Here is a 23,451-nt window from a genome sequence, read left to right as displayed (position 1 = left end):
GCAAGAACTTATATTCTCACTCATTACTAGTATTTTATGAAAAAGCTACTCTTTGTTATTTTATCGTATGTAGTATTAAATACTACACTCACTGCACAAATTTTAATGCCCAATGTAATTATTAATCAGATAGATGAAAGTGATTCAATTGCATTAAGAAAACTTTATATTGATGTTCTTGTTGTGGATAATATTGCCACAACAACAATGGAAATGCATTTTTACAATTATGGCGATAATATCTTAAAAGGAGATCTAAATTTTCCTTTGTCAGCAGGGCAAGTAGTTTCTAGATATGCTCTTGATGTAAATGGAGAATTAAGAGAAGGTGTTGTTGTTAAGAAAGAAAAAGCAAAAGAAGTATTTGAACAAGTAGTAAGGCAACAAATTGATCCAGGTATCTTAGAAAAAACAGTTGGAGAAAATTTCAAAACATCACTTTATCCTTTAAACCCTAAAGAGTATAAAAAGTGCATTGTGGCTTTTGATCATGAATTAGAAGTAAATGATAACGGTTTGTATTACAACCTTCCATTAAATTTTACGAATAAATTAGACAATTTTGAAGTTCATGTTGAAGTAGTAAATAGACCTCTTGTAGTTCCTACAAATACAAAGAATAACATTACCTTAAAATTTGATAAGCAACACTCAGCATTTATCAGTAATTATAAAAAGACAAACATTCTTTTAACCAAGAGTTTATCTTTTGATCTTCCAAAGTCGGACAACTTAAAAGAGATTGTTACTTCTAAGGGGACTGTAAATAATCAAAATTACTTTTATATTAATACACAACCTTTAGCGTCTGTTCAATTAAAAAGCAAACCAAAAAAAATAACTGTTCTTTGGGATATTTCAGGTTCTAGAACATCCGCAGAAATAAATAAGGATATTGTTTTTCTAGAAAACTATATTGAATGGACGAGAAATGCTGAAATTGAAATTGTTCCATTTAATATTAAAGCACATAAGAAAAGAAAATTTTCTGTTAAGAATGGAGATATAACAGCATTAAAAAACTACATCAATACTTTAAATTATGATGGAGCCACAATTATTAATCAGTCATTATTTGATAATATTCAAACCAACGAGTTTTTATTATTTACAGATGGAATCAATAACTTTTCTCCATCAGCTCTAATTCAGGTTACAAAACCTATTTATACTATTAGTGCAAATAGCATTGCTGATAAAACTTTTTTAAAATCTATCGCAGTTCAAAATAATGGGGTGTTTATAGATTTACAGAAATTGCAAATAGAAAATGCGATCCATTTAATTACACATCCACCGTTACAATTTATAAGTGCTCAATATGATAATAATGAAATTGACAAAGTATACCCAAGCAGAGCAACTTTAATAGAGGGTAATTTTGGAATTACAGGAGTTTTGAAAGGTAGTAAAAGTGAAATAAAATTGAACTTTGGTTATAATGGAAAAGTGACTGAATCAAAATCATTTACTATTATAAAGAATGATAAAAATGACTTTTCTTTAATTGAAAAACTGTGGGCTCAAAAACAGATTGATGAATTATCTATTCAATCAAAAAAGAACAAAGAGAAAATAACAGCCTTAGGCAAAGAATATAGTATTGTTACAGATTATACATCATTTATAGTTCTAGATAGAATAGAAGATTATGTTCAGCACGAAATAACTCCACCACCTTCTTTATTAAAAGAATACAACAGGTTAGTAGCAGAAAAAACTTCAAACAAACAGAAAAACAAGAAAGCCCATTTAGATGTAGTATGGACACAGTTTAAAAAAGATATTGAATGGTGGGAAAACGCAGAAGATAAGACGGACTTTGCTAAGGAAGAGTTATTAAAAAGAAAAGAAAAAAAACAAAATAATAAAAGAGACCAATCTATAAATGGGGTTATTGAAGTACCAGATGAAGAAACCATTATTGAAAACTTTGATGAAGAGGAAAGTCAAATGAATCTTCAAGGAGTTGTGCCAGGAATTTGTATAGAAAGTGTTTCAGATGTAAATCAGGAAGGAGCAGAGGACATGGAAATGGAGTTGGAAGAAGATGCATTCTATTTATCGGCTCCCGCAGATGAAATTGCAACTATGGATTTAAAAAAGAAGGTTGGGAGCAGAAGAACTAAATCATTAATGAAATTAAATACTTATGATTCTGATGCTGAATATTTAAAAGAACTTAAAGCACATAAAGGAGGAAGTCAATTAGAAACTTATTATATACTTAGAAAGCAATATGCTGAAACACCCTCTTTTTTCTATGATGTAGCTTCCTATTTTTATAAGGAAGGTAAATCAGATTTAGCACTTCAGGTTATTAGTAACCTTGCGGAAATTGATCTTGAAAACCACGAAATTTTAAGAACGTTAGGTAGAAAATTACAAGAGTTTAAGCAATACAATATATCAATCTATGTTTTCAAAAAACTAATTGATTTAAGACCATTCGAGCCTCAAAATTTTAGAGATCTTGCTTTTGTTTATGCAGATAAAGGAGAATTTCAGAAAAGTGTTGATTGCTATTATTCTACTATCGGAGGAGAATTTTCTGAAGATATAAGTAGAAGATTTGGGAATATTGATATCATACTTCTACATGAAATGAACGATTTAATTGCAAAACATTCAGATAAAATAGATGTTTCTGGTATTGATAAACGCTTTGTTTATAATATGCCTGTAGATATAAGAATAGTAATTGATTGGGATATGTTAGATACTGATATTGATTTGTGGGTTACCGATCCATTACAAGAAAAGTGTTATTATCAACATAAGAATACATTAATTGGTGGAATTATATCTCAAGATTTAACGCAAGGGTACGGACCCGAAGAGTTTAGGTTAAAATATGCTGTAGATGGAAATTATGTAGTACAAACACATTATTACGGAAATTCTAAACAATCATTGTTTGGTCCTGTTACAGTTCGAGCATTTTTGTATACAAATTATGGAACAACAGATGAGCAATGTCAACTTGTAAGTTTACAGCTTTCAGAAATCCAGAAAGGAATTTTTGATATTGGTACATTAGAATTTAAAGTTGCCAATTAAAAACAGTAGGCTGTACAATACAGTACTACAAGTTATATAATGTGAAATTACTTTAAAAATAAGGGAGGAATACTATTTCTCCCTTATTTTTGTTTAAACAATATTATGCTCAATATTTTATAACATCATTTGGATTTTATTATGGGGAAATGGCTTAAAAGAATAGAATTAGAAGGAGATTTAGTAAGGCTTATTCCATTACAATTAGACCATAAAGAACAATTAATCGCAGCAGCTGATGATGGAGAATTATGGAACCTTTGGTTTACTTCTGTACCATCAAAAGATTCGATTGATGAATATATTGAATCTGCACTCAATTCTTTTCATTATGACAATGGTTTACCCTTTGCAGTTGTAGATAAACAATCCAATAAGATAATCGGCACTACTCGTTTTCTAAATGTAACTTCTATGCATAGACGTGTAGAGATTGGAGCAACTTGGTATGCGAAATCATTTCAAAAAACGGGAGTAAATACAGAATGTAAATATCTTCTGTTAAAATATGCATTTGAAGAATTGAAATGTATTGCCGTAGAATTTAGAACACATTGGCATAATCATGCTTCTAGAAATGCTATCGCAAGACTTGGTGCTAAACAAGATGGAATTCTTAGAAATCATCAAATAGGCTTAGACGGTACTTTAAGAGATACAGTTGTTTTTTCTATTGTTCGAGATGAGTGGGATGTAATTAAAAAATCTCTCTTATTCAAAATGAAAAGATAATTTGGAATCACAAATTTTAAACGAAATTATAATCTACGGTTATTGGAATAACAAAATTTAATATTAATGCGGAGATTATTATGTTCTATTTGCATAAAGTAGATATTAACCTCTAAACATTTCTATTAATTTTGTGTTCAACTTAACACTACTACGTCACGAATCTATATTACTAAAAATAATGACAAACAAAGGATATAAGAAACTTAGTTATCTTCTGTCATCTCATATCAATCATCCAATTGAAACAGATTTTCAAGAGCCAATAGTTGACTCAATTGAAGGGAAAGATTTCTGGGAAATTTTTGTGCGTTATGCAGATGCAATTGATTTAGCAATTGTTAGAAATAAAGGAACAATTAATCAATTAACTTCTCATTTAGAAAAAAGTATTACACCGTTTATTGCTGAATGTAATTTAGATGGCTCTGTAGTACCCGTTATTTTTTGTGCTGATGATAGAGGGAAAGTTGTAGCAACAGCTTTAGATGTTCTAGGTCAAGAATCGGATATAAACTTAACAATAGCTTTAGATCATTTAGTTAGAAACGATGATGGGGAGGTAGAATATGCTGTTCCTATTTCCAATAACCCAATGATCTCTGATGAGAAAACAAAGAAGAAAAACTCATCTATAGCAAGATTATATAGGTTACTTTCTGCCGAGAAGAAGGATATTGGTTACATCTATTTATATGCATTATTAATCTCATTATTTGGATTGGTTTTACCACTAGGTGTTCAAACTGTAATAGAGTTGATTGCGGGCGGTGTTGTAATAGATTCTATATCTGTAATGATAGGTTTAGTAATCGTTGTAACTATGTTTACAGGCGGATTACAAATTATGCAGCTAAAAGTGGTGGAAACATTACAAAGAAGAGTATTTGTAAAAGCAGCTTTTGAATTTGCTTTTAGGCTACCAAAAATAAAACTAGAGTCACTTTTAGGAAGTTACGCTCCTGAGTTAATGAACAGGTTTTTTGATGTTCTAACTATACAGAAGAGTTTACCTAAATTCTTAATAGATCTATCAGGTGCAATTTTACAGATTCTATTTGGAATGATGTTACTCTCATTTTACCATCCATTATTTATAGTTTTTGGAATGGTATTAATAAGTATGCTTATAATTTTATTCTACATAACAGGTCCAAAAGCCTTGGATGCCAATATGGTAGAATCAAAGTATAAATATAAAGTAGTGCATTGGTTAGAAGAAATGGCAAGAACGCTGCTTTCTTTTAAAATAGCCGGAAATACTTCTTTACCTGTAGAAAGAACAGAAAACCTAACAAATCATTACCTCTATTATAGAAACAAACAATTTGGTGTAGTGATAAATCAGTTCTTGTATGTGTATATTTTTAAAACATTAGTTACTGGTGGTTTGCTTATAATTGGTTCTTGGTTGGTAATTAATCGAGAAATTAATTTAGGTCAATTTGTCGCCTCAGAAATCGTTATCGTTTTAGTGTTATCTGCTTCAGAAAAATTAGTACTTTCTATGGAAGTGGCCTACGATATGCTTACAGCTGTAGATAAAATTGCTCATGTTACAGACTTACCTTTAGAAAGAAAAGGTGGAGTATTATTAAACCCGAATTTAAAAAAAGGTCTTACAGTAAAAATGAAAGACTTGCATTACACTTTCCCAAATGGAACAAAAGTACTGAACGGGGTTAATATTGATATCAAGTCTGGTGAACGTATTTGCTTGGCAGGGTACAATTCCTCTGGTAAAGATACCATGATTCTTGCATTAGGTAGCTTCCTTAATAATTATAAGGGGGGTATAAGCTATGATAACCACTCTTTAAGAGATGTAGATTTACTAAGTTTACGAAGTGATATTTCTAAGAATTTATCAGATGAAGAATTATTTGATGGTTCTATTTTAGAAAACATTACAATGGGAAGAGATAATATTTCTTATGAAGATATTATTTGGGCACTAAAAAGTGTAGAACTTCTTGACTTTGTAGAGAAACAACCTCAAGGTTTAAAAACGGTTATAGCAGCAGGAGGAAAAGTATTCTCTGAGAGTGTTGTCATTAGATTTATTTTGGCAAGGTGTATCGTAGACCATCCAAGATTATTGATTTTAAACAGAACTTTCCAGGAATTAGAAAGTCATGTGAGAATGAAAATTCTTACTTTCTTAACAGATAAGAATAATCCTTGGACATTAATTTTTGTTGGGAATGATCCAATTTTATCAACTTTAAGTGACCGAGTTGCTATAATGAGTGCCGGTAAAGTAGAAGCTATAGGAACTGTTGATGAACTACGTGATCAAGACAGTTTTAAACAATGTTTCCTTACAACATCTTTTAACGCTTAATTCTGATTTAAAATGCTAAATATAACACCTAAGAAGCCTTCAGATCAGCAAGAATATGATAGAAGGTATGGCTCATTAAATACTTTAAAAACACCTTCTGAAGCTAAAAAAGTAGCAAGGTGGCTTATTGCTATTCTTGTACTTATGGGAATAGTTTTAATTCTTCCATGGCAACAAAATATACGTGCACGAGGAGAAATGACCGCATTGACACCTCAAGACAGACCTCAAAAAATACAGTGCCCTATAGATGGAACAATTGCACAATGGAATGTGAGAGAGGGGCAACATGTAGATTCTGGACAGGTATTGCTTACAATTGCTGAGATTAAAGATAAATATATTGATCCAGACATGATTTTACGTTTGGAAGAAGGTATTATGGCAAAAGGTGAAGCAATCAATGCCAAAAAAGACAAAGTAGAAGCAAAAGAACGTCAGTTAAATGCTTTAGAGGAAGGGTTAATTATTAAATTAAAGCAATTTGATAATAAGATAGAACAAAGTATTCTAAAAGTAGAAAGTGATAGTATTGCTTGGGAAGCATCTAAAATTGACTTGACAAATGCTGATAGGCAATACAAAGCCAATCAAGAACTTCATCAGAAAGGACTTATTTCTTTAACCAAATTAGAAGGTGTTAGAAGTAAATATCAACAGGCGAAATCTAAAGAAGTTGGTGCAAGAACTAAATTTGAAATGGCGATAAATGAATATCAGAACGCTATTTTAGGTAAGAATGCAGCAAGAAATGAAGTACTTGATAAGATTGCAAAAACAGATTCAGAGTTAAGTACTACACTATCTGATATTGCAGATAGTGAAGGTTCTTTAGCAAAAGCTAGAAATGAACTCTCGAGTATGGAAATCCGTGCTGGTATGCGAGTAATTCGTGCTCCACAAAAAGGTGTGGTCGTACAAGCACTAAATAGTGGTATAGGAGAAAACGTAAAAAGTGGTCAGGCATTGCTAACATTAGTGCCAGACGAACCTCATTTAGCGGCTGCTATTTATATAAAAACAATGGATGTGCCTTTGATTGAAGAAGGAAGACATGTTCGTTTACGATTTGATGGATGGCCTTCAATTCAATTTTCAGGTTGGCCGAGTGTTTCTGTAGGTACTTTTGGAGGTAAAGTAGAGGTTGTAGATTTCATGAATCAGCCCGATGGTACTTTTAGAGTATTAATTACCCAAGACTCAAACGAAAAAGATGAGGATTGGCCGAAAGAATTAAGAATGGGTACAGGTGTATTTGGATGGGTAATGCTAGAGGAAGTGCCAATTTGGTACGAATTATGGCGTCAAATTAATGGTTTCCCTCCAAGTTTGGATAACCCTGTAGCAAAGAAAAAGAAATAGTATGAATCGAATATTTTCTTACTTACTGTGTATCCTCTCTCTAAGCTTAATATCAAATAATTTTGCTCAAGATATAGAAGAAATAAAAGCGGATAGTACAGTTAAGAAGCTAACGCTAGATGAATTATACCAGATGATAATGGTATATCATCCTGTAGCTCAACAAGCTGAATTATTATCAGAACAAGGTCAAATGCAAATTCGATTGGGTAAAGGTTACTTTGATCCAAAATTAGAATCGAAGTATGATCAGAAAGTATTTAAAAACAATGAATACTATCAGAAGTGGAATTCTTATGCAAAGATTCCACTTTGGGCTGGTAATATTAATGTGGGCTACGAGCGAAATGATGGGTATAAACTTAATCCTGAAAATGATACTGACGGAGGAAATGGTCTGATGTATATTGGGTTAGAACTTCCTGTTTTAAAAGGCCTTTTGATGGATGAACGTAGAGCTGCTGTAAAGAAAAGTCATGCCATGCAAAAATTGGCAGAAGCAGACCAAATAAAGTTAATCAATAAGTTGATATTACAGATCGCTAAAGATTATTGGGAGTGGTATTATACTTACCATCAATATAGACTAGCATTAGAAGGGTATGAACTTGCTCAATTCAGAATGGAATCTGTTGATGAAAGAATTCGACAAGGTGATTTGGCTACTGTAGATGGAGTTGAAGCAAAAATAACAATTCAACAAAGAGAAATTAATTTGAGAATGGCTCAAATGGATTTGCAAAAAGCTCGTTTGGTATTATCAAATCATATGTGGACAGACGATGGTAAACCATTGGAATTATTACCAGAGATTCTACCAGAGGAATTAAAAGTAGAAGTACTTCCCTCTGTAGAGCAGTTGATTGTTGATGCGAACATTGCTCATCCAGATATTGTTGGTTTACAGGCAAAAAACGCTGTTTTAGCTATTGATCAAAGAATGGCAAAAGAATCTGTAAAACCAGAACTGAATTTAAAATATAACTATTTAGGAACAACTCCGGTAAGTGGTTGGGAATATGGGTTAGGAGAAAACTATAAGTTTGGAGCAACATTTTCAATGCCTCTATTTTTAAGAAAAGAAAGAGCAAAACTGCAAATGACAAAATTGAAAATTCAGGATAATGAACTTTCAATGATAATGAAGAAGAGAGAAATATCCAATAATATTAGAAGGGCATTTATTGCGGTAGAAAATTATGTTGAATTGACAGATATGCAACAAGAAATGTCAGTCAATTATCAAATTTTACTTCAAGGTGAAGCAGATAAATTTGAAGCCGGAGAAAGTACTGTCTTTTACATGAATGTAAGAGAGGGGAAGCTTTTAGAAGCCGAGACGAAGCTATTTAAGATGAAAGCAGAATATGCAAAATCTGTAGCTGAATTAAACTGGACAGCTGGTGTGCCTCCTGTGAGACCTTAATAAAATGTCCTAATTATTTGTTTTAAAAAGCATCATTTGAATATAATCAGATGATGCTTTTTATTATTTATTGAAATTCTTATTTATTAATATTTGTCATAGTAGTAAAATTGATTGTCAATAGAAGTAATTAATAATAATCACTTTCTATTCTTAAAACTTTAGAACCTAATATGACATTTTGTAAATACCTCTCTTTATTTATTTTAATAGCTTTTATTTCATGCTCAAAACAAGAAGAAGAAATAAATATGACCGTTCCAAAAATTGAATATTCTGAGATAGAGAAGTTTAATAATAAATGGAATGACGTAGATGGGGTTACTAAATTAAGATTAGTAGTACATCAGTTTTCTTCTGAAGATAGTTTTTATACTGAAAGCCAAGTTTTAGCATTAGTAGATTCTATAAATACCACACTTACTCAGGCTCTTCCAAATCAAGATATTGAAAAAGGTTTTGAAGGTGTTTATCAAATACCAAAAATCGTATTTTTGTTTGATACTACAGAGTTTGCTGCTATGACAACTACAAAACTTACAACCGATTTAGAAGATTCTGTTGCAGGAGCGTTTGTCCGACAGCAACATCAAGATATAGATGGAAGTAAATATGTAAACTTTTTCTTGATTCCTTATACAGATTCTGATGGATTTGGGCATACAAGAATTGCAGGAAGTGATGGAGCAAATGATATGATAAAAGGAGGGATTTACGTTTATGGTAAAACGCTTGATAAAGGCATTATTTCAACTACATTTATACATGAATTAGGACACTACCTGGGTTTATATCATACTTTTGGCAAAACGTATCCTAGTGAAATCGATTGTGATAAAATGAAAAATTACATCGAAAATGGGATAAATGAATTAATTTACGAACGGGATGGAGTTCAATTTTATGCCAATGATTATGATGATGAAATTGATGATACTCCTTATATGTTTGTAATGGGTTACAGACCGTGTAATGATCTTTTTGGGCCTCCTCATAATAATAATTTCATGAATTATTCTGTAATCAAAAATATGTTTACTCAAGGACAATGTGACAAAATGAATGCAGTACTTAAAAGTGAAAGTAGGAGGGGGGTAATTATTGAATAAGAAAAAATATTAATTAAAAAAGACTCCAATGCACAGGTGAAATCCTAGCATTGGAGTCTTTTCTTTTTTGAGAAATAAGAGTTTACAAACCTTGAACTCTATTAAAGAAATCAATATTTGTTCTCGCTTCTAACTCTTTCAAAGTTACCTTATAGGTAGAATATTTATTTAATTTACCTTGTGACTTATCTTGATTAGGAAGTATCCAAGCGTGAACCTCTGGAGTACCATTCTTAAGAACTAACACCACTTTGTAGTAAGCTTTTGGTACAGCTACTTTGTCAATGTCACCATCACCATCATCATCAACACCTCTGTCAATCCATTCGTGGTAGTTATTATCTAGCACAGGTCCAGAAACAACATAAATTTTACCATTTTGAGTTGCAAGATCTCGTACATGTTCTTCTAAGTAACGCCATTCTTTTTGGTTTAACTCACTTGTTTGAGGAGACATATTTGACATGTAAAAACTATCACTCATTTCAGAAGTTGATAATTTTGAATCACTAGCTGGTTTAATGTGTCCACGATCGTAAGTATAGTTTAAACTTCCTCCTGTTCTAAATGATTTACCATTAGTAGATTTTGTAGATATACTTGTATCAATTCTAAAATCATCGGTTCTAGAAATACTACCTGAAACATCTGCAGCTGTAAGTACATATGCTACCCAAATTGGGTTTTCAGTATCTTCATTATAAGATAAGTAATAACCATCATGACGAATAATTTCTTGATCAGTATAACTAAATTGAGCAGTTATACTAGGAATTAATGTATGATCACTCTTAATCGTATCTAATAATACATATCCTTGACCCGGTATAATTGGATCTTTTGTATAATTAAAAACAATATCATCAATAGAATAACCACCATCGGTTACACCATCTTCACCTTCATAATAGAAAGCCACAACCACATTTCCATATGAAGATAAATCAACCGCTCCCGAAGATACCCAGGTACCATAACCTTTTTTACCATCATTACTTAAAGTTGCATTTACTTCTGTCCATGTAAATTTAGGGTCAGAAGGAGCTGCAGAACCATCGTAATTTGCAGAGACCATCACTTTTAAAATAGCTCCACTAGAAAATTCCTCTCTAGTTCTAAAAGAAATAGTTTTATCCTTAGCAGCAACAACATTTAATTTAGGAGTGATTAGCCAATTTACTCTTTTCTCATTTGCTTTAAAAACAGAAATATTTGCGTATGTATTTCCTTTATGTTCATTGATATACCACTTTCTAGTACCCTCTTCAAAAATATTAGCCCAATTTTGGATATCTATTTCATCATATTTTGTTGTTCCATCAAACGCTTCGTTCAATTGGTCTACAGTTTTAATGGTAATAGGTCCAGAAGGTTTTTGATCTTCAACAGGTTTAAAATCAACAATATCCTCTGCAGGGTTATTAATAATAAGTTGAGGCTCGTCTCTAAATCTTGAAACTACACCATATATAGTACCTTTTCCTTCAGGAAGTTTATCACCTGCAAAATCTGAAAAACCACTTGTTCTAACATTAATATTTTCTGTTGTTGAAGCATCGTTAAAGTAACGATTTTCAGTAGCTTCATTTACAGCATCTGCAAAAGTTTTCCCCGCATCGTTTTTAACAACCTTAAGGCTATCTATTTTAACTCTTTTACCAGCATAAGAAGCAAGGTTTTCTATAAGTTCCTTTACTGTAATATTTGCGACTACAACTTCTTTTATTTTGCCTGTACTGAAGTATTGTTTTACTAATGGTGATGGAATTCTACCAGCAGCAGGAACCCCTTTATTTAGTGAAGGAATACCCAATTGAATGTTTGAAGCATAAGAACCTAGAACTAAATTACCACAAGCAATAGTAACTTCTTGACCCAATTGAAATTTTGTATAAACAGGCGACATGTCTACACGTACTAAAATACCTCCAGTAGGATCTTGAATATATAATTCTTTGTAGATGTTACCTTCTTTATCTGAAGAAACAACTTGCCCTTTTATAACACTGTTTGAAGGGATAGAAGTGGTATCATTGTCACCACTTGTGTGCAAGGCTTTTAACTCTGCAATAGATAAAGTTGCAGTTGGTAATGCTTTATTAATTTCTGATGGATTACTATAATCTGTATCTACACATGCTGTAAAAAGCAGACAAAGTGATATGATTATTAACCGACCTTTATTAAAAATATGATTCATGATAATTTTTGTTACTATATGAAGCTATTGCTTGATGAGAGGTTTAATTCTCATCAAGCAGTTATTTATTATTTGTATGAATGCGTTCCTAAACCAGAGACATCATCTTTTGAAAATACATCCCATTCAGTAGCAGGGTTTGTTGATACTCTAGGGTCGTTTGATCCTGCTTTGGGTACTCTTACATTAGATTTTCTTCTAAAAGTTTTATCTTTTGCATAATCAACGTCACCTGGAATACCTATTTGATCAATAATTGTTGAGTTTTTTTGTAACGCAACTTGATCATCACCATTAAAATTAACAGCATAAATACTTTTTGTAGTAACACCAGATGGAAGTGTTAAACTTGCTCTAGAATTACATATTAGAAAAGTTGCCCCGTTAGGTAAAGTTCCACTTAAAGGTGTAACAGTTTTTGTGAAATCATCATTACCATTACCGTCTTTGCTTATGCTATAATTACTTAGATCAACATCATTACCAGTTCCGTTAAAGATTTCTATATATTTATTATTAGAAGAACCTTCAACGTATTCTGAAATTATTAGATCAGAAAAACCACTTACATTAGTATCTCCTAAATTAACCCCAGCAGGTAAAATTGGACCAGTTGGTTTATCATCAGCTTTAACACTAGAAATGGACCAACTCGAAGCGTCCGAATCATCATTATTTGTATAAACAAAAGCGATGTAGATATTATTTACTCCATTAGGAAGTTCTAAAAGAGTTGTTGTACTTCCAGATGTCAATCTTGTTCCATCCACAGTTAAGTCAGTCCATGTTGCAGCTGTTGGGTTTCCACTTCCAGAATAGTTTGTTGAATAAACAATTCTAACATTTGATAGTGCTTTGAAAGATGAAATCTGTTCATTAACCATTAATCTTGGTGAGGTAAACGATGAAAAATCAACTTTTGATTTAGAAATTAACCAAGAAGTATTCTTCCCTTTACCACGCCCATTAATAGATGCTTTTCCACTTTTAGCAGTCCAGATCATTTCAGAAGATGTTTCGTTCCAAGTGCTAAAATCAATTGATGTAGCCACAAGTGAACTTCCTAAAATATCTGTTCCTTGTCCTAAAATTGGATTAGAAATATTTCCTGGGTCTTGTACTTCAGTACTACCATCAATAGAGAACGCCTTTATTGATTTTATACCTTCAAGTCCGTAATATTTTTCAAAAGCGCCCTTTATCCAAACCTCTTTATTTACATAACTAGGATTGTCTACTAAGTTTAAACCATCTCTAATATAACCTTTACTAAGTTGAACACTAACTATTTTACTTTCATTAGTTTCGTTGTCTCTTAGTGCAATTACAATGTTTGTATTTCCAGCACCAGCTGCCCCAGGTTTAAAACCTGTACTCGTTAAGTAACCAACAATTTTACCTTTTGCCCATTTATAGTCCTTGTTTTTTGCAGCTCCTTGATTTGCTTTTACTCCAGCAACATTAAATGCAGTAGCAATTGTTAAACCATCACCCTTAACTGGATCTGCAGGTTGTACAGCACCTTTTTCGGCAGCTTCTACATTCTTTATAATCCATTCCATAGATTTTGTATCTGAAGCTTTATACCTAAATGCGATATGTGCACTTCCAGACACGTTAAATTGAACTTCATTTATACCAGAATTTTTACGAGTACCATCTGCTTTTAAAACAGACCAATTGGCTTTTGTTGGATCGCCACCTTTATAATCGGTAGATGCAAGAACTTCAATATCTTTAAAGTCAGAGAAATATTTAAGCTCCTCTGTAATGATTAATCTAGGTGTTTTTAATAATGAAAAATCTACTTCATTTTTTGAAATCATCCAAGCAGTTGTAGCTCCTTTTTTATAAGCATTAACACTAACTTTTTTATTATTACTTGCCCAAACTGCACCAGAAGCGGTTTCATTCCAAGTAATAAAATCAATAACAGATTTTGTAAATTCGCTAGCCTTAATTTCACTTCCTAGTCCAATAGCATTACTACTACCTTGAATTGTAACAACTGTTTTACCATCAAATGAATAAGCAGTTACATTTTTTAAACCAGTTGTAGAATAGTATTTTTCTAAATCACCTTTAATCCAAATCTCTTTTTTATAATTTACCTTATTATCTTTTAAATTTAAATCAGAACGAAGTTGTAAATCAGATAACTGAATTGGAAAAGCAGTTGCAGCATCTTTGACCTCTTTATTTGTATCAATTAATACATTAGAAACCGAAGAAGATGTCTGAGAACCTAGAACAAAATCATCTTTAAAAGATTTACCGTTAACTGAACCTATTATGTACCCTTTTATCCAGACTTCTTTTTCACCTTCTCTTGCTACAGCAGCTTTAATATCGAACGGTTCAGCTAAAGTACCTTTACCTATTCCGGCAGAAATGTTGAAACGAGGAGCATTAAACTTTATATCGTTTAAAGAGTTTAATGTTAACTGTAAATCTCCATTATAGGCAGATAGAATAGCAGTGATACTACCACTTTTAGAAGGCAGTTGCTCTCCTGCAAAACTAGCCATATTAGAAGTTCGAACAACCACTTTTTCTCCTGAAGCAATAGTTATTACTCTATTCGTAGTTTTTTGTCCGTCGGTATAATTTACATTTTGTTCAACAAATTGTACATTTTCTAAAGTTACCCAAGTATTGTATAATTTTTCAATATCTTTAGGAAGAGCTTTTAAGTCTAATTTTGTTGGTGTAGGTACACTTTCTAATGCTCCTTTTATAATATGATCGGCAATTAAAGCTTCATCTATACTACCAATTTTACCTTTGTATTCTCCTCCAATTTGGATAATTCCACCATATTGGCCTAACATCAAACCTTTACATTTTATATAAAGCCTCTGACCGATTTTATAATCAAGATACAAGTCAGTTTTGTTAACTTTAACTTGGATACCTTGTCCAGAATCATCAATTAAATAAATTGATTTAAAGATATTTCCTGTTGAATCTGATGATATTACTGTTCCTTGAATATTGATTTCTTCATTAATATCAAATAAATCAGACCCGTCATATAACTCTTTTAATTGTGTGATAGAGTGGGTAACTTGAACATTAACTTTAGAACTGTCTTTTTTAGTTCCTGGCATATCTGGATCATCTTTCTCACAAGCAGCTAGAGTAAGAAAGAGACTCACAAAAATTAAATTATATCTAGTAAACCTCTTAATGTATTTTTTCATGATAAGGGTATTTTATATAAATAACTTCTATTGAAATAGTTTTTGATTAGAATGTTAACCCTACGTTTAAGAATGCTCTTATTCCTTGTGCGTAGTAGTATTTGTTGGCAAATTTATTTGGATTGCCATCTACAAAATCATATCTAAATTGTTGGAAACCTGTAGTTGCAATGTTCTGGTTGTTCAGTACATTGTTGATGTTGAGGTTAACACGGAGCATATAGTTATGGATTTTCCAACTTTTACCTCCTGATAGATCAAGAGTGAAAGAGTTTTCTAATAATTCCTGATCAAGAATTGCGTAATATTGATCACTTCCTATTTCTACACCTGGCTCATCAATAGCTCTATCTGTATATCTAGCAGGGTTTAGTGTAACATATCTATCACCTAAGAAATTACCTTGAATACCAACAAACCAATAATTTTTTGACCAATATTCTAAACCTAATGAACCAGCAACTTCTGGAGTACCGCCTACATGCCTATTATTAAAGTAGACCGTTTCATCTTCGCTAAGTTTAGAAGAACTGTTGTCTACAGTTGTTGTTGCTTTTGGGTTTGCACTATACATATAACTAGCATAAGTACCAGCAGCTTTGGCTCTTAACTCTGGTGTAATATTGTATTGTAAACCCAATTCAACACCCATATTTTCTTGCCCCATACCAGTAAGCACATAGTTTACAAAGTTTTGGTAGGCATCATCATAATAACTGATCACTTTGGTCTGATCATTTATTTGCGTGTAGAATGCAGATGCTCTTGCTTTTAACCTTTCACCTCTATAGTAGTAATTTACGTCACCAGAAATTACATTAGATGATTTAAGATTTTCAACGGTTTCGTTTCTTGTTCTTAAAGATGTAAAACTATCTACAAAGTAAGGAGCTTTTGTATAATAGGTAGCATTTGCAGTAACTACATTACGTCCAGTAATAAAATACTCACCACCAATTTTAGCACCATAATCTGTGAAATCTAATACATCAGATTTACCATATGAATTAAGAGGGAATAATCCTTTTCTTCTGTTACCTTCTCTAAACATAGAAGTTTGTGTAATGTTACCACCAAGGTAAATAGAACCTCTGTTGAATGATTTTTGTACTTGTGCCCACCAGCCTGCAGTTGTTATATTCGAAGAGTAATCATGGCCGATTCTATCACCAACTTTTTTAACAACATTAGGGTCGTTCATATCATTTAAGGCTTTGATAGGATCAGGGAAATCTCTATCAGCAAAATTGTCAATATCCACCCAAAAATCACCACCAAGAAGATCGCCTAAAGTATTGTAATTATTTCCTTTATAAAGTTGATATTGAATGCCTGTTGTTAACTTTAATGATGAGTTAATATCCCATATAATAGTAGGGTTCACATCAATATGATAAGCATCTAAGTTTCGTTCTTCAGAAATATAATGTGATCTATTTCCTGTAATTGTTTCTCCGTTAGGCTTTGTCCAATCTACCGGAACAGTCTCTGGATTATTTTGATTTGTTTTATAGAAGAAATCCCAATCTACTTGACCGTATTTATCTGTTTTCCATAAATCAGTTAATAAATCTCCTGCAGTAGTATTCCCCTGATCATATTGGTAAGAAGGTAGGTTTCTGTAATAATCAGGTCTTGGATCTGGAGCATCGTACCAATTTAAAGCAGTTCTTTTTTCTTTACTGTAAGTAAATCCAACAGCTGTTTTTAGCATCAATTTCTCATTTATTTTCCATTGATCTTTTACAATAAACTGAGGAGACATTATAGATTTTGTACGACTATTTCTTTTTTTATCGTTTTGATAACCCCAATATGGATTGTAATAATTAGTACCTTTTAAATCGTATGCTTCTTGCACAGTTGCCCCTTGCTGACCTCTTGTTGATGGAGCAGCAAAAGCAGTTAATACAACTTTATGTTTATCAGAAAATTGTTTTTCTGCACTAATAAAACCTGCGTAAGCATCATAAGTGGTTCCTTCTGCAAAGCCTTCTTGTGCCCATCTTCTTGACCCTGAAACAGTAAATGCCCAACCATTTTCTAGTAAACCAGAAGAATATGTGAGCATAAATCTATTTCTATAACTTGAGTTACTCATTGAGTAACTTGCTTTAAAACCAGGTCGTTGTTGAGAAGGGTCTGTAATTATATTTGTTGAACCACCAATGTTGCCAAAAGTAAAATCTACTGGCGACATATTAACAGTTGTTTCTTTATTACGGGTAACGTCATTTAAACCGCCCCATAAAGAAAAAGAAGCATAACCTCTTTCTGGAGAAGCCATATTAATTCCATCAATATACACATTCATGTAGTTAGACTGATATCCTCTAGCTCTAAACCAATATGGGCCCCAAGCATAGCCAGCTATTGCAGAATAAGCATCGCCAGAAGAAAATAACAAACCAGGTGTAGATTGTGTATCACCGTCATCTTCGTCCAAATCTGTAAGTGATAAAGCAATAGAATTTGCATCATCAAGCTGAGGCGATAGGAGAATAACCATCTTGTCTTTAAACTTAATGTCTACAGGAACAAAACCATCTGCGGATATATGTACTAACGCATCTGTAAGATTGATATCGCTTGGAATTTCGAACTTACCATTTTCATCAGTAATATACGTGTTTCCATTAATTGCCACTCGTATTGCCACAAGTGCTCTTTCAGTACCGTTTACACGAACAGTACCACTCATTGTTCCTTCTTGTGCGATTGCTACAAATTGAATGAACAGCAAGATTGAAGTCAAAATATGTTTCATCTTTATAGATTGATGAGAGATAATAAATGTTAGATTTGTTTGATAAGATAGATTACAACAGGGAAGTGATCTGAATAACCACCAGAATAATTACCTCCTGAATATGTTCTATGCGGGTACCCTTTGTACCTGCCTTCTTTATTTTTTAATTCTGAAAAATTGCATATCTCGGCTTTATAAAAGAATAGACCTTCTTTATTTAATTTAAGCTCTTTAGAAATTATTATTTGATCGAAAAGGTTCCAACTATCTCTGTACGCCAATGTTCCTAAGCCTTTTTTATACATTTTATTAAAAGGATTATAAAGAATGTTTTTTGACGATAGCTTATCAGAATTTCCAACAGCGCCCAATGCCTTCGTTACACTTTTATTAGTGGGGTCATCATTTAAATCACCCATTGTGATACAATGAATTGAAGGGTTAACTGCTCTTAGTGAATCAATAATTGATCTATTAAGTGTTCCAGCAGCCTCTCGGTAAGGTGATGGTGCTCTTCTAGAAGGCCAGTGATTGACCATGAAAGCACATTTTTCTCCTGCTAGTTCTGCTTCGACGATCAACTGATTTCTAGTAGCATACTCCCAATTATTACCTGCATATGTTTCTTTTATTCTAAGATCCCTGCTAGATACTTTATCAATAGTTAGTTGATCTTTTCTATAAATTAACCCAACATCTACACCTCTTTTATCTGGAGATTCTACATGACAAATGCCATAATTGTATTTCTTTAAAGCATCCTGATTAATAAGATCTTCTAAAACACTTTTATTTTCAATTTCACTGAAGCCTATTACGGTAGGAGGAGCCTTTGCTATTTCTGCACCAATTTTGGCAATTACTTTAGCCATCCTTTCTTGTTTCTCTAAATACCTTTTTCCTGTCCATTTATAAGAACCATCAGGAAGAAAGTCTTCATCGTTTTTACCCGGGGTATCTAGCGTATCAAAAAGATTTTCTAAGTTATAGAAGCCAATACTATAAACTTTGTAATTTTCTTTTTGAGCATTCACATTTTTGCTAATTGTAAATAAACAAAAAATGAGAAAAATTTGAATCTTTGTCATTTTAGATGAATGAATAAAATAAGTTAGGTTTATTTAATAGGGTATATCTACTTTCGAAATACCTTGAGAGATCTTTATTTAATTGTCATTTCAAACATAATGTTAAAAAAGCATTAAAATATTTTTTATGAAGAATCATTAGATATAATTTAACTTACACGTAACATTGTGAACAATCGTAATTTTATAAATAAAAAAGCACTTGCAATCATCTGCAAGTGCTTATTTTTTAGAAGAATCTTGGTGTCATAATTTGAGTCTTATTCCACTTCAATTCGTATCTTAACATTACCTCATGAGAACCTCCAGACACATTTTGAACTTCCGATAAGCTCATATCATACGAATAACCAATTCTAATATTTTTTGTTGCTTGAACTTCTGACATTAATACTAAAGATTTTGTATCTCTATATGAGAAGCCTAATGAAATTTTCTCTTGGAAATAAAATGTAGTGTTTAAATCGTAAGAAATTTTATTGTTTTCTACATACTTAATTAATGTAGAAGGTTTTACTTTTATATCTTTACTAACATCTAATACAACACCTGTCATAAAATAAGCATGCATTTGATTTTCAATAGTAATTGGCTCATTGCTATTTTTCTTTACATTTCTATTGTCTAATATTCTCGGGATAGAAACACCAGCATAGAATTTAGTTGTCTGAAACCATACACCAGCACCCGTATTAAACTGAGTTTTTGAAATGTTATTGGCAAATGCAGGATCAAATTTACCATTTGAACTTACTTTTACCTCTGTTAGGTTACCTCTATATTGATTAAAACCGAATTGTAAACCAAAAGATAATTTACCATTATAAGAAACTGGTAAGTGGTACGATAACATTCCGTACGCTTGTGTATTTTTAAAAACACCAATTTCATCATTCATTGCAAACACACCTAAACCTAGTTTATTATGTGCAATGGGCATTGTTGCAGTAAACGTATTTGTTTTTGGAGCACCTGGCATACTTACCCAGTGTGACCTATGTAATACATTTATACTAACAGTTTCAGAAGCCCCAGCATAAGCGGGGTTAATTGCTGCAGTATTAAACATATACTGTGAGTAAATTGGATCTTGTTGTGCAAAAACAACAGAGATATTAAGTAGCAAAATAATAGAGATAAGTAAGTTTTTCATAAGTGTATATCGGATTGTTCACATTAAAAACCATTGAGATGATACACTGGCCACTTCCTTTCACATTTGTTAAATATTGTTTTTTACTAGAACAAATTGCACTGATTAATTAACAATTATTACAAAACAAATATTGTCATGGTGTATAGATAATATTGTCTCACATTTGTAATTAACATTGTTATAGTGTTTTTTATTTGACAAGATTTTGAAACGAAATCTAAAAATTATCACATGCGACTCTTGATATGCTTGCTTATATTATGCAGCTTAATTAGTACTAAGTCGATTGCTCAATCAGAAAAATTGAAAATTGCAGATATGTTCTACAATTTACATCAATACAAGAAAGCGATTGATAGATATAAAATTGTTCTTAGAAATAAGAAAGAAGATCCTTATGTCTTAAATAAAATAGCAGATTCATACAGACAAATAAATCGTGTAAAAGAATCTACAAAATACTATGGAAGATTAGCTGAGTTGGAAGGTCAGAAAGCAATCTATAAGTTCTACTATGCTCAAGGTTTAGCAGAAATTGGAGATTACAAAGAAGCTAAAAGATGGTATGAAACATACTTTAATGAGATAGGGCATCCGTATCAAGCAGAAAGGTATATGATATATGATTCTATAGATATCTTTTATAAAGACTCTTCTAGATATATAATTGATGAAATACCATTTAATACAAAATTTAGTGAATTTGGTCCTGTAATAAAAGATTCTACAATTGCATTTGTCTCTAATAGACCTCCTGAGAATAAAAATTTCCTTACAAAAAAATATAATAATGATGGTTCTTACTTCTTTAATATCTATACAACTGTAGATGATATTAATGTACGTGTAGAGAACTTAGATGATGATCTTAATACAAAATATCATGATGGTCCAATTGCTTATTTCCATCATGAAGAAGCTGTTTTGATCACTAGAAATTATGGAGGTTTAGCAAAAAAGACTGTTGGAGAAGACAAGTTGAATAAATTAAAGATTCTCAAGATAACTAAGAATAGAAAAGGGGAATGGAAGAACGAAGAAGTTTTACCTTTTAATTCTAAAAATTATGCGGTTGGTCATCCAACAATTTCAGCAGACGATCAAACCATAATTTTTGCATCGAATATGCCTGGTGGGTTTGGAGGTACAGATTTATATAAAGTTACTTATAAAAATGGCGTTTGGTCTAACCCAATTAATTTAGGAGGAAATATTAATACGGATGGAAGTGAACTTTATCCGTTTTTGGATAAAGAAGGCAATTTATTTTTTGCATCAAATGGCCATGTTGGTTTAGGTGGATTAGACATCTTTGTTGCTGAAAAAGTAGATAGATCATTTAAGAAAAGCTATAATATTGGTTACCCTGTAAATACAAAACATGATGACTTTAGTTTAACCCTAGATTCGACATTAGTACATGGGTATTTTGCATCAAGAGATAGAAAAATAGGTAAAGGAGATGATGATATTTATGAGTTGACAATTTTACCGAAAAAAGAATATATCACTCTGTCTGGCTATGTGATCAATGCTATAACAAAAGATACAATTCCAGATGCCATACTTCAGTTAAAAGACACAGATGAAAATGTTTTGGCAGAGACAAGATCTGAAGAAACTGGTTTATATTATTTTGATATAGAGAAGAATAACGATTTCATCTTAACAGGTACAAAGGCTTTTTATAATCAGAAAGATTCCCTTTTTACAACTAAAAAATTAGCTGCAGATGTAAAAACACTTAAGATTGATGTTTTACTGAAACAGCCTGTTTTAGAAACAGTATATTTTGGTTTCGATCAATCGATAATTACAATGGAATCTGTTGAAATACTCAATAATATGATAGAAATATTAAAGAAAAATCCATCTGTTCAGATTGAGTTGAGTTCACATGCTGATTCTAGAGGTTCTGATAGCTATAATGAAGTTTTAGCAAAGAAAAGAGGAACAGAAGTAGAGAATTTCTTAATTAAAAAAGGAATTGATAAATCTCGTATCGTTTCAAATTCTTATGGTGAAAAACAATCTGTAAATGATTGTGGAGACGATAAAGATTGTACTGAGGCACTTTATCAGTTAAATAGAAGAACTGAAATATTAATCAAATAATCATTCTTTAATGCGTACAAAAAACGAACGAAGTGTGGGTGATTATTATGAGGTTTTAGGCGTTAATAGAGATGTCACTCCACAAGAATTGAAAAAAGCTTATTTAACGCTCGCTAAAAAATATCATCCTGATGTGGCTGGGAATGATCCGAGTAACGAGTATTTATTTAAGAAAGTTAATGAGGCATATATAACCCTTTCAGATAAAAGTAAACGCTTTCAGTATGACAATAGATTTGTAGAAAATACTTTTAATGGTTCTGAAGAAGTTGCTTTTGCAGAGGAGAAGAAAAAGGAAAAAGAACAGAGAAAATTAAAGAGAAAAGGTGTTGGTTACCTTATCTTTTTGGTAGGATTAATTTCTGTTTTTATCAGTTTGGGGGAACATACGAGGGGTTTTGCTGAAAGCTCTTTTAGTAAAATTTTTGAGAATACTATTCTTCCGGTTTTTGAATCAATATCTAATGATAGAGAGATAAACCTTAAACAAGGAGATGGAAATTTAAAATCCTTGGACAGCAAAGTTGAAGAAAAATCATCTCCACCTGTATTCTTTCATCCAGTTTCAAAAAGTGTTTATTATGCTTTTGATAAGGCAGATTTATCAAAAGAAAGTATAGAAGAAATAGATAAAATAATTGAAGTTTTAATAAATCACCCAAACACAATTATAGAATTAAGCTCACATACAGATTCTAGAGGCTCAAATACATATAATGAGTTTCTTTCTAAAAAGAGAGGAGATGCTGTAGTGAAATATTTAATAGAAAAAGGAATTGATAAAAACAGAATTCAACAATTTTCTTTTGGAGAAACTCAATTAGTAAATAATTGTGAGAACAATATCAGCTGTTCTGAAGCAGCACATCAGTTAAACAGAAGAACAGAGATTCTGATAAAATAAACC

At 31.9% G+C, this 23,451-nt stretch carries 13 protein-coding genes; 8 read left to right on the top strand and 5 right to left on the bottom strand.

What is annotated here, in order from left to right:
- Positions 1–36 precede the first annotated feature (36 nt).
- The 6 genes from KM029_RS21235 to KM029_RS21210 all read left to right on the top strand — a co-directional run bounded on the left by KM029_RS21235 (position 37) and on the right by KM029_RS21210 (position 10,033).
- The gene (locus KM029_RS21235; protein ID WP_144075820.1) at positions 37–3,060 is read left to right on the top strand and encodes a VIT domain-containing protein; all 3,024 of its coding nucleotides are present in this window, start codon (positions 37–39) and stop codon (positions 3,058–3,060) included.
- Positions 3,061–3,201: 141 nt separating this feature from the next.
- Positions 3,202–3,792, top strand: a complete 591-nt coding sequence (locus KM029_RS21230; protein ID WP_144075819.1) for a GNAT family N-acetyltransferase — start codon at positions 3,202–3,204, stop codon at positions 3,790–3,792.
- Positions 3,793–3,973: 181 nt separating this feature from the next.
- Positions 3,974–6,136 (top strand): peptidase domain-containing ABC transporter, encoded by a 2,163-nt coding sequence (locus KM029_RS21225; RefSeq protein ID WP_144075818.1) that lies wholly within the window; start codon positions 3,974–3,976, stop codon positions 6,134–6,136.
- Between the two features lie 12 nt (positions 6,137–6,148).
- The gene (locus KM029_RS21220) at positions 6,149–7,498 is read left to right on the top strand and encodes an HlyD family secretion protein (protein ID WP_144075817.1); all 1,350 of its coding nucleotides are present in this window, start codon (positions 6,149–6,151) and stop codon (positions 7,496–7,498) included.
- Position 7,499: 1 nt separating this feature from the next.
- Positions 7,500–8,924 carry a TolC family protein gene (locus tag KM029_RS21215; RefSeq protein ID WP_144075816.1) on the top strand — a complete coding sequence of 475 codons (1,425 nt, stop codon included), beginning with the start codon at positions 7,500–7,502 and terminating at the stop codon, positions 8,922–8,924.
- A 173-nt stretch (positions 8,925–9,097) separates the two neighbouring features.
- The gene (locus tag KM029_RS21210) at positions 9,098–10,033 is read left to right on the top strand and encodes a M43 family zinc metalloprotease (RefSeq protein WP_144075815.1); all 936 of its coding nucleotides are present in this window, start codon (positions 9,098–9,100) and stop codon (positions 10,031–10,033) included.
- An 82-nt stretch (positions 10,034–10,115) separates the two neighbouring features.
- On the opposite strand, the gene KM029_RS21205 is transcribed toward KM029_RS21210, so the two are convergent.
- The 5 genes from KM029_RS21205 to KM029_RS21185 form a co-directional block, all read right to left on the bottom strand.
- Positions 10,116–12,233: a DUF5689 domain-containing protein gene (locus tag KM029_RS21205; protein ID WP_144075814.1), complete on the bottom strand. Its 2,118-nt coding sequence runs from the start codon at positions 12,231–12,233 to the stop codon at positions 10,116–10,118.
- A gap of 68 nt (positions 12,234–12,301) precedes the next feature.
- Positions 12,302–15,436, bottom strand: coding sequence for a DUF5689 domain-containing protein (locus tag KM029_RS21200; RefSeq protein ID WP_144075813.1), 3,135 nt, complete (start codon positions 15,434–15,436; stop codon positions 12,302–12,304).
- A 46-nt stretch (positions 15,437–15,482) separates the two neighbouring features.
- Positions 15,483–18,203, bottom strand: coding sequence for a TonB-dependent receptor (locus KM029_RS21195; protein ID WP_144075812.1), 2,721 nt, complete (start codon positions 18,201–18,203; stop codon positions 15,483–15,485).
- A gap of 29 nt (positions 18,204–18,232) precedes the next feature.
- Positions 18,233–19,273 (bottom strand): endonuclease/exonuclease/phosphatase family protein, encoded by a 1,041-nt coding sequence (locus KM029_RS21190; protein WP_144075811.1) that lies wholly within the window; start codon positions 19,271–19,273, stop codon positions 18,233–18,235.
- Between the two features lie 229 nt (positions 19,274–19,502).
- Complete coding sequence (locus KM029_RS21185; protein WP_144075810.1) at positions 19,503–20,426, bottom strand: PorP/SprF family type IX secretion system membrane protein; 924 nt, start codon at positions 20,424–20,426, stop codon at positions 19,503–19,505.
- A 234-nt stretch (positions 20,427–20,660) separates the two neighbouring features.
- On the opposite strand from KM029_RS21185, the gene KM029_RS21180 reads away from it, so the two are divergent.
- A complete protein-coding gene (locus tag KM029_RS21180) occupies positions 20,661–22,544 on the top strand; it encodes an OmpA family protein (RefSeq protein WP_144075809.1) in 1,884 nt (627 codons plus the stop codon).
- Positions 22,545–22,554: 10 nt separating this feature from the next.
- Positions 22,555–23,448 (top strand): OmpA family protein, encoded by an 894-nt coding sequence (locus KM029_RS21175; protein WP_144075808.1) that lies wholly within the window; start codon positions 22,555–22,557, stop codon positions 23,446–23,448.
- Positions 23,449–23,451 lie beyond the last annotated feature (3 nt).

It is taken from the genome of Flammeovirga kamogawensis (assembly GCF_018736065.1).
GTDB classification, from domain to species: Bacteria; Bacteroidota; Bacteroidia; order Cytophagales; family Flammeovirgaceae; genus Flammeovirga; species Flammeovirga kamogawensis.
This window is presented reverse-complemented; position numbering and strand designations above follow the sequence as displayed.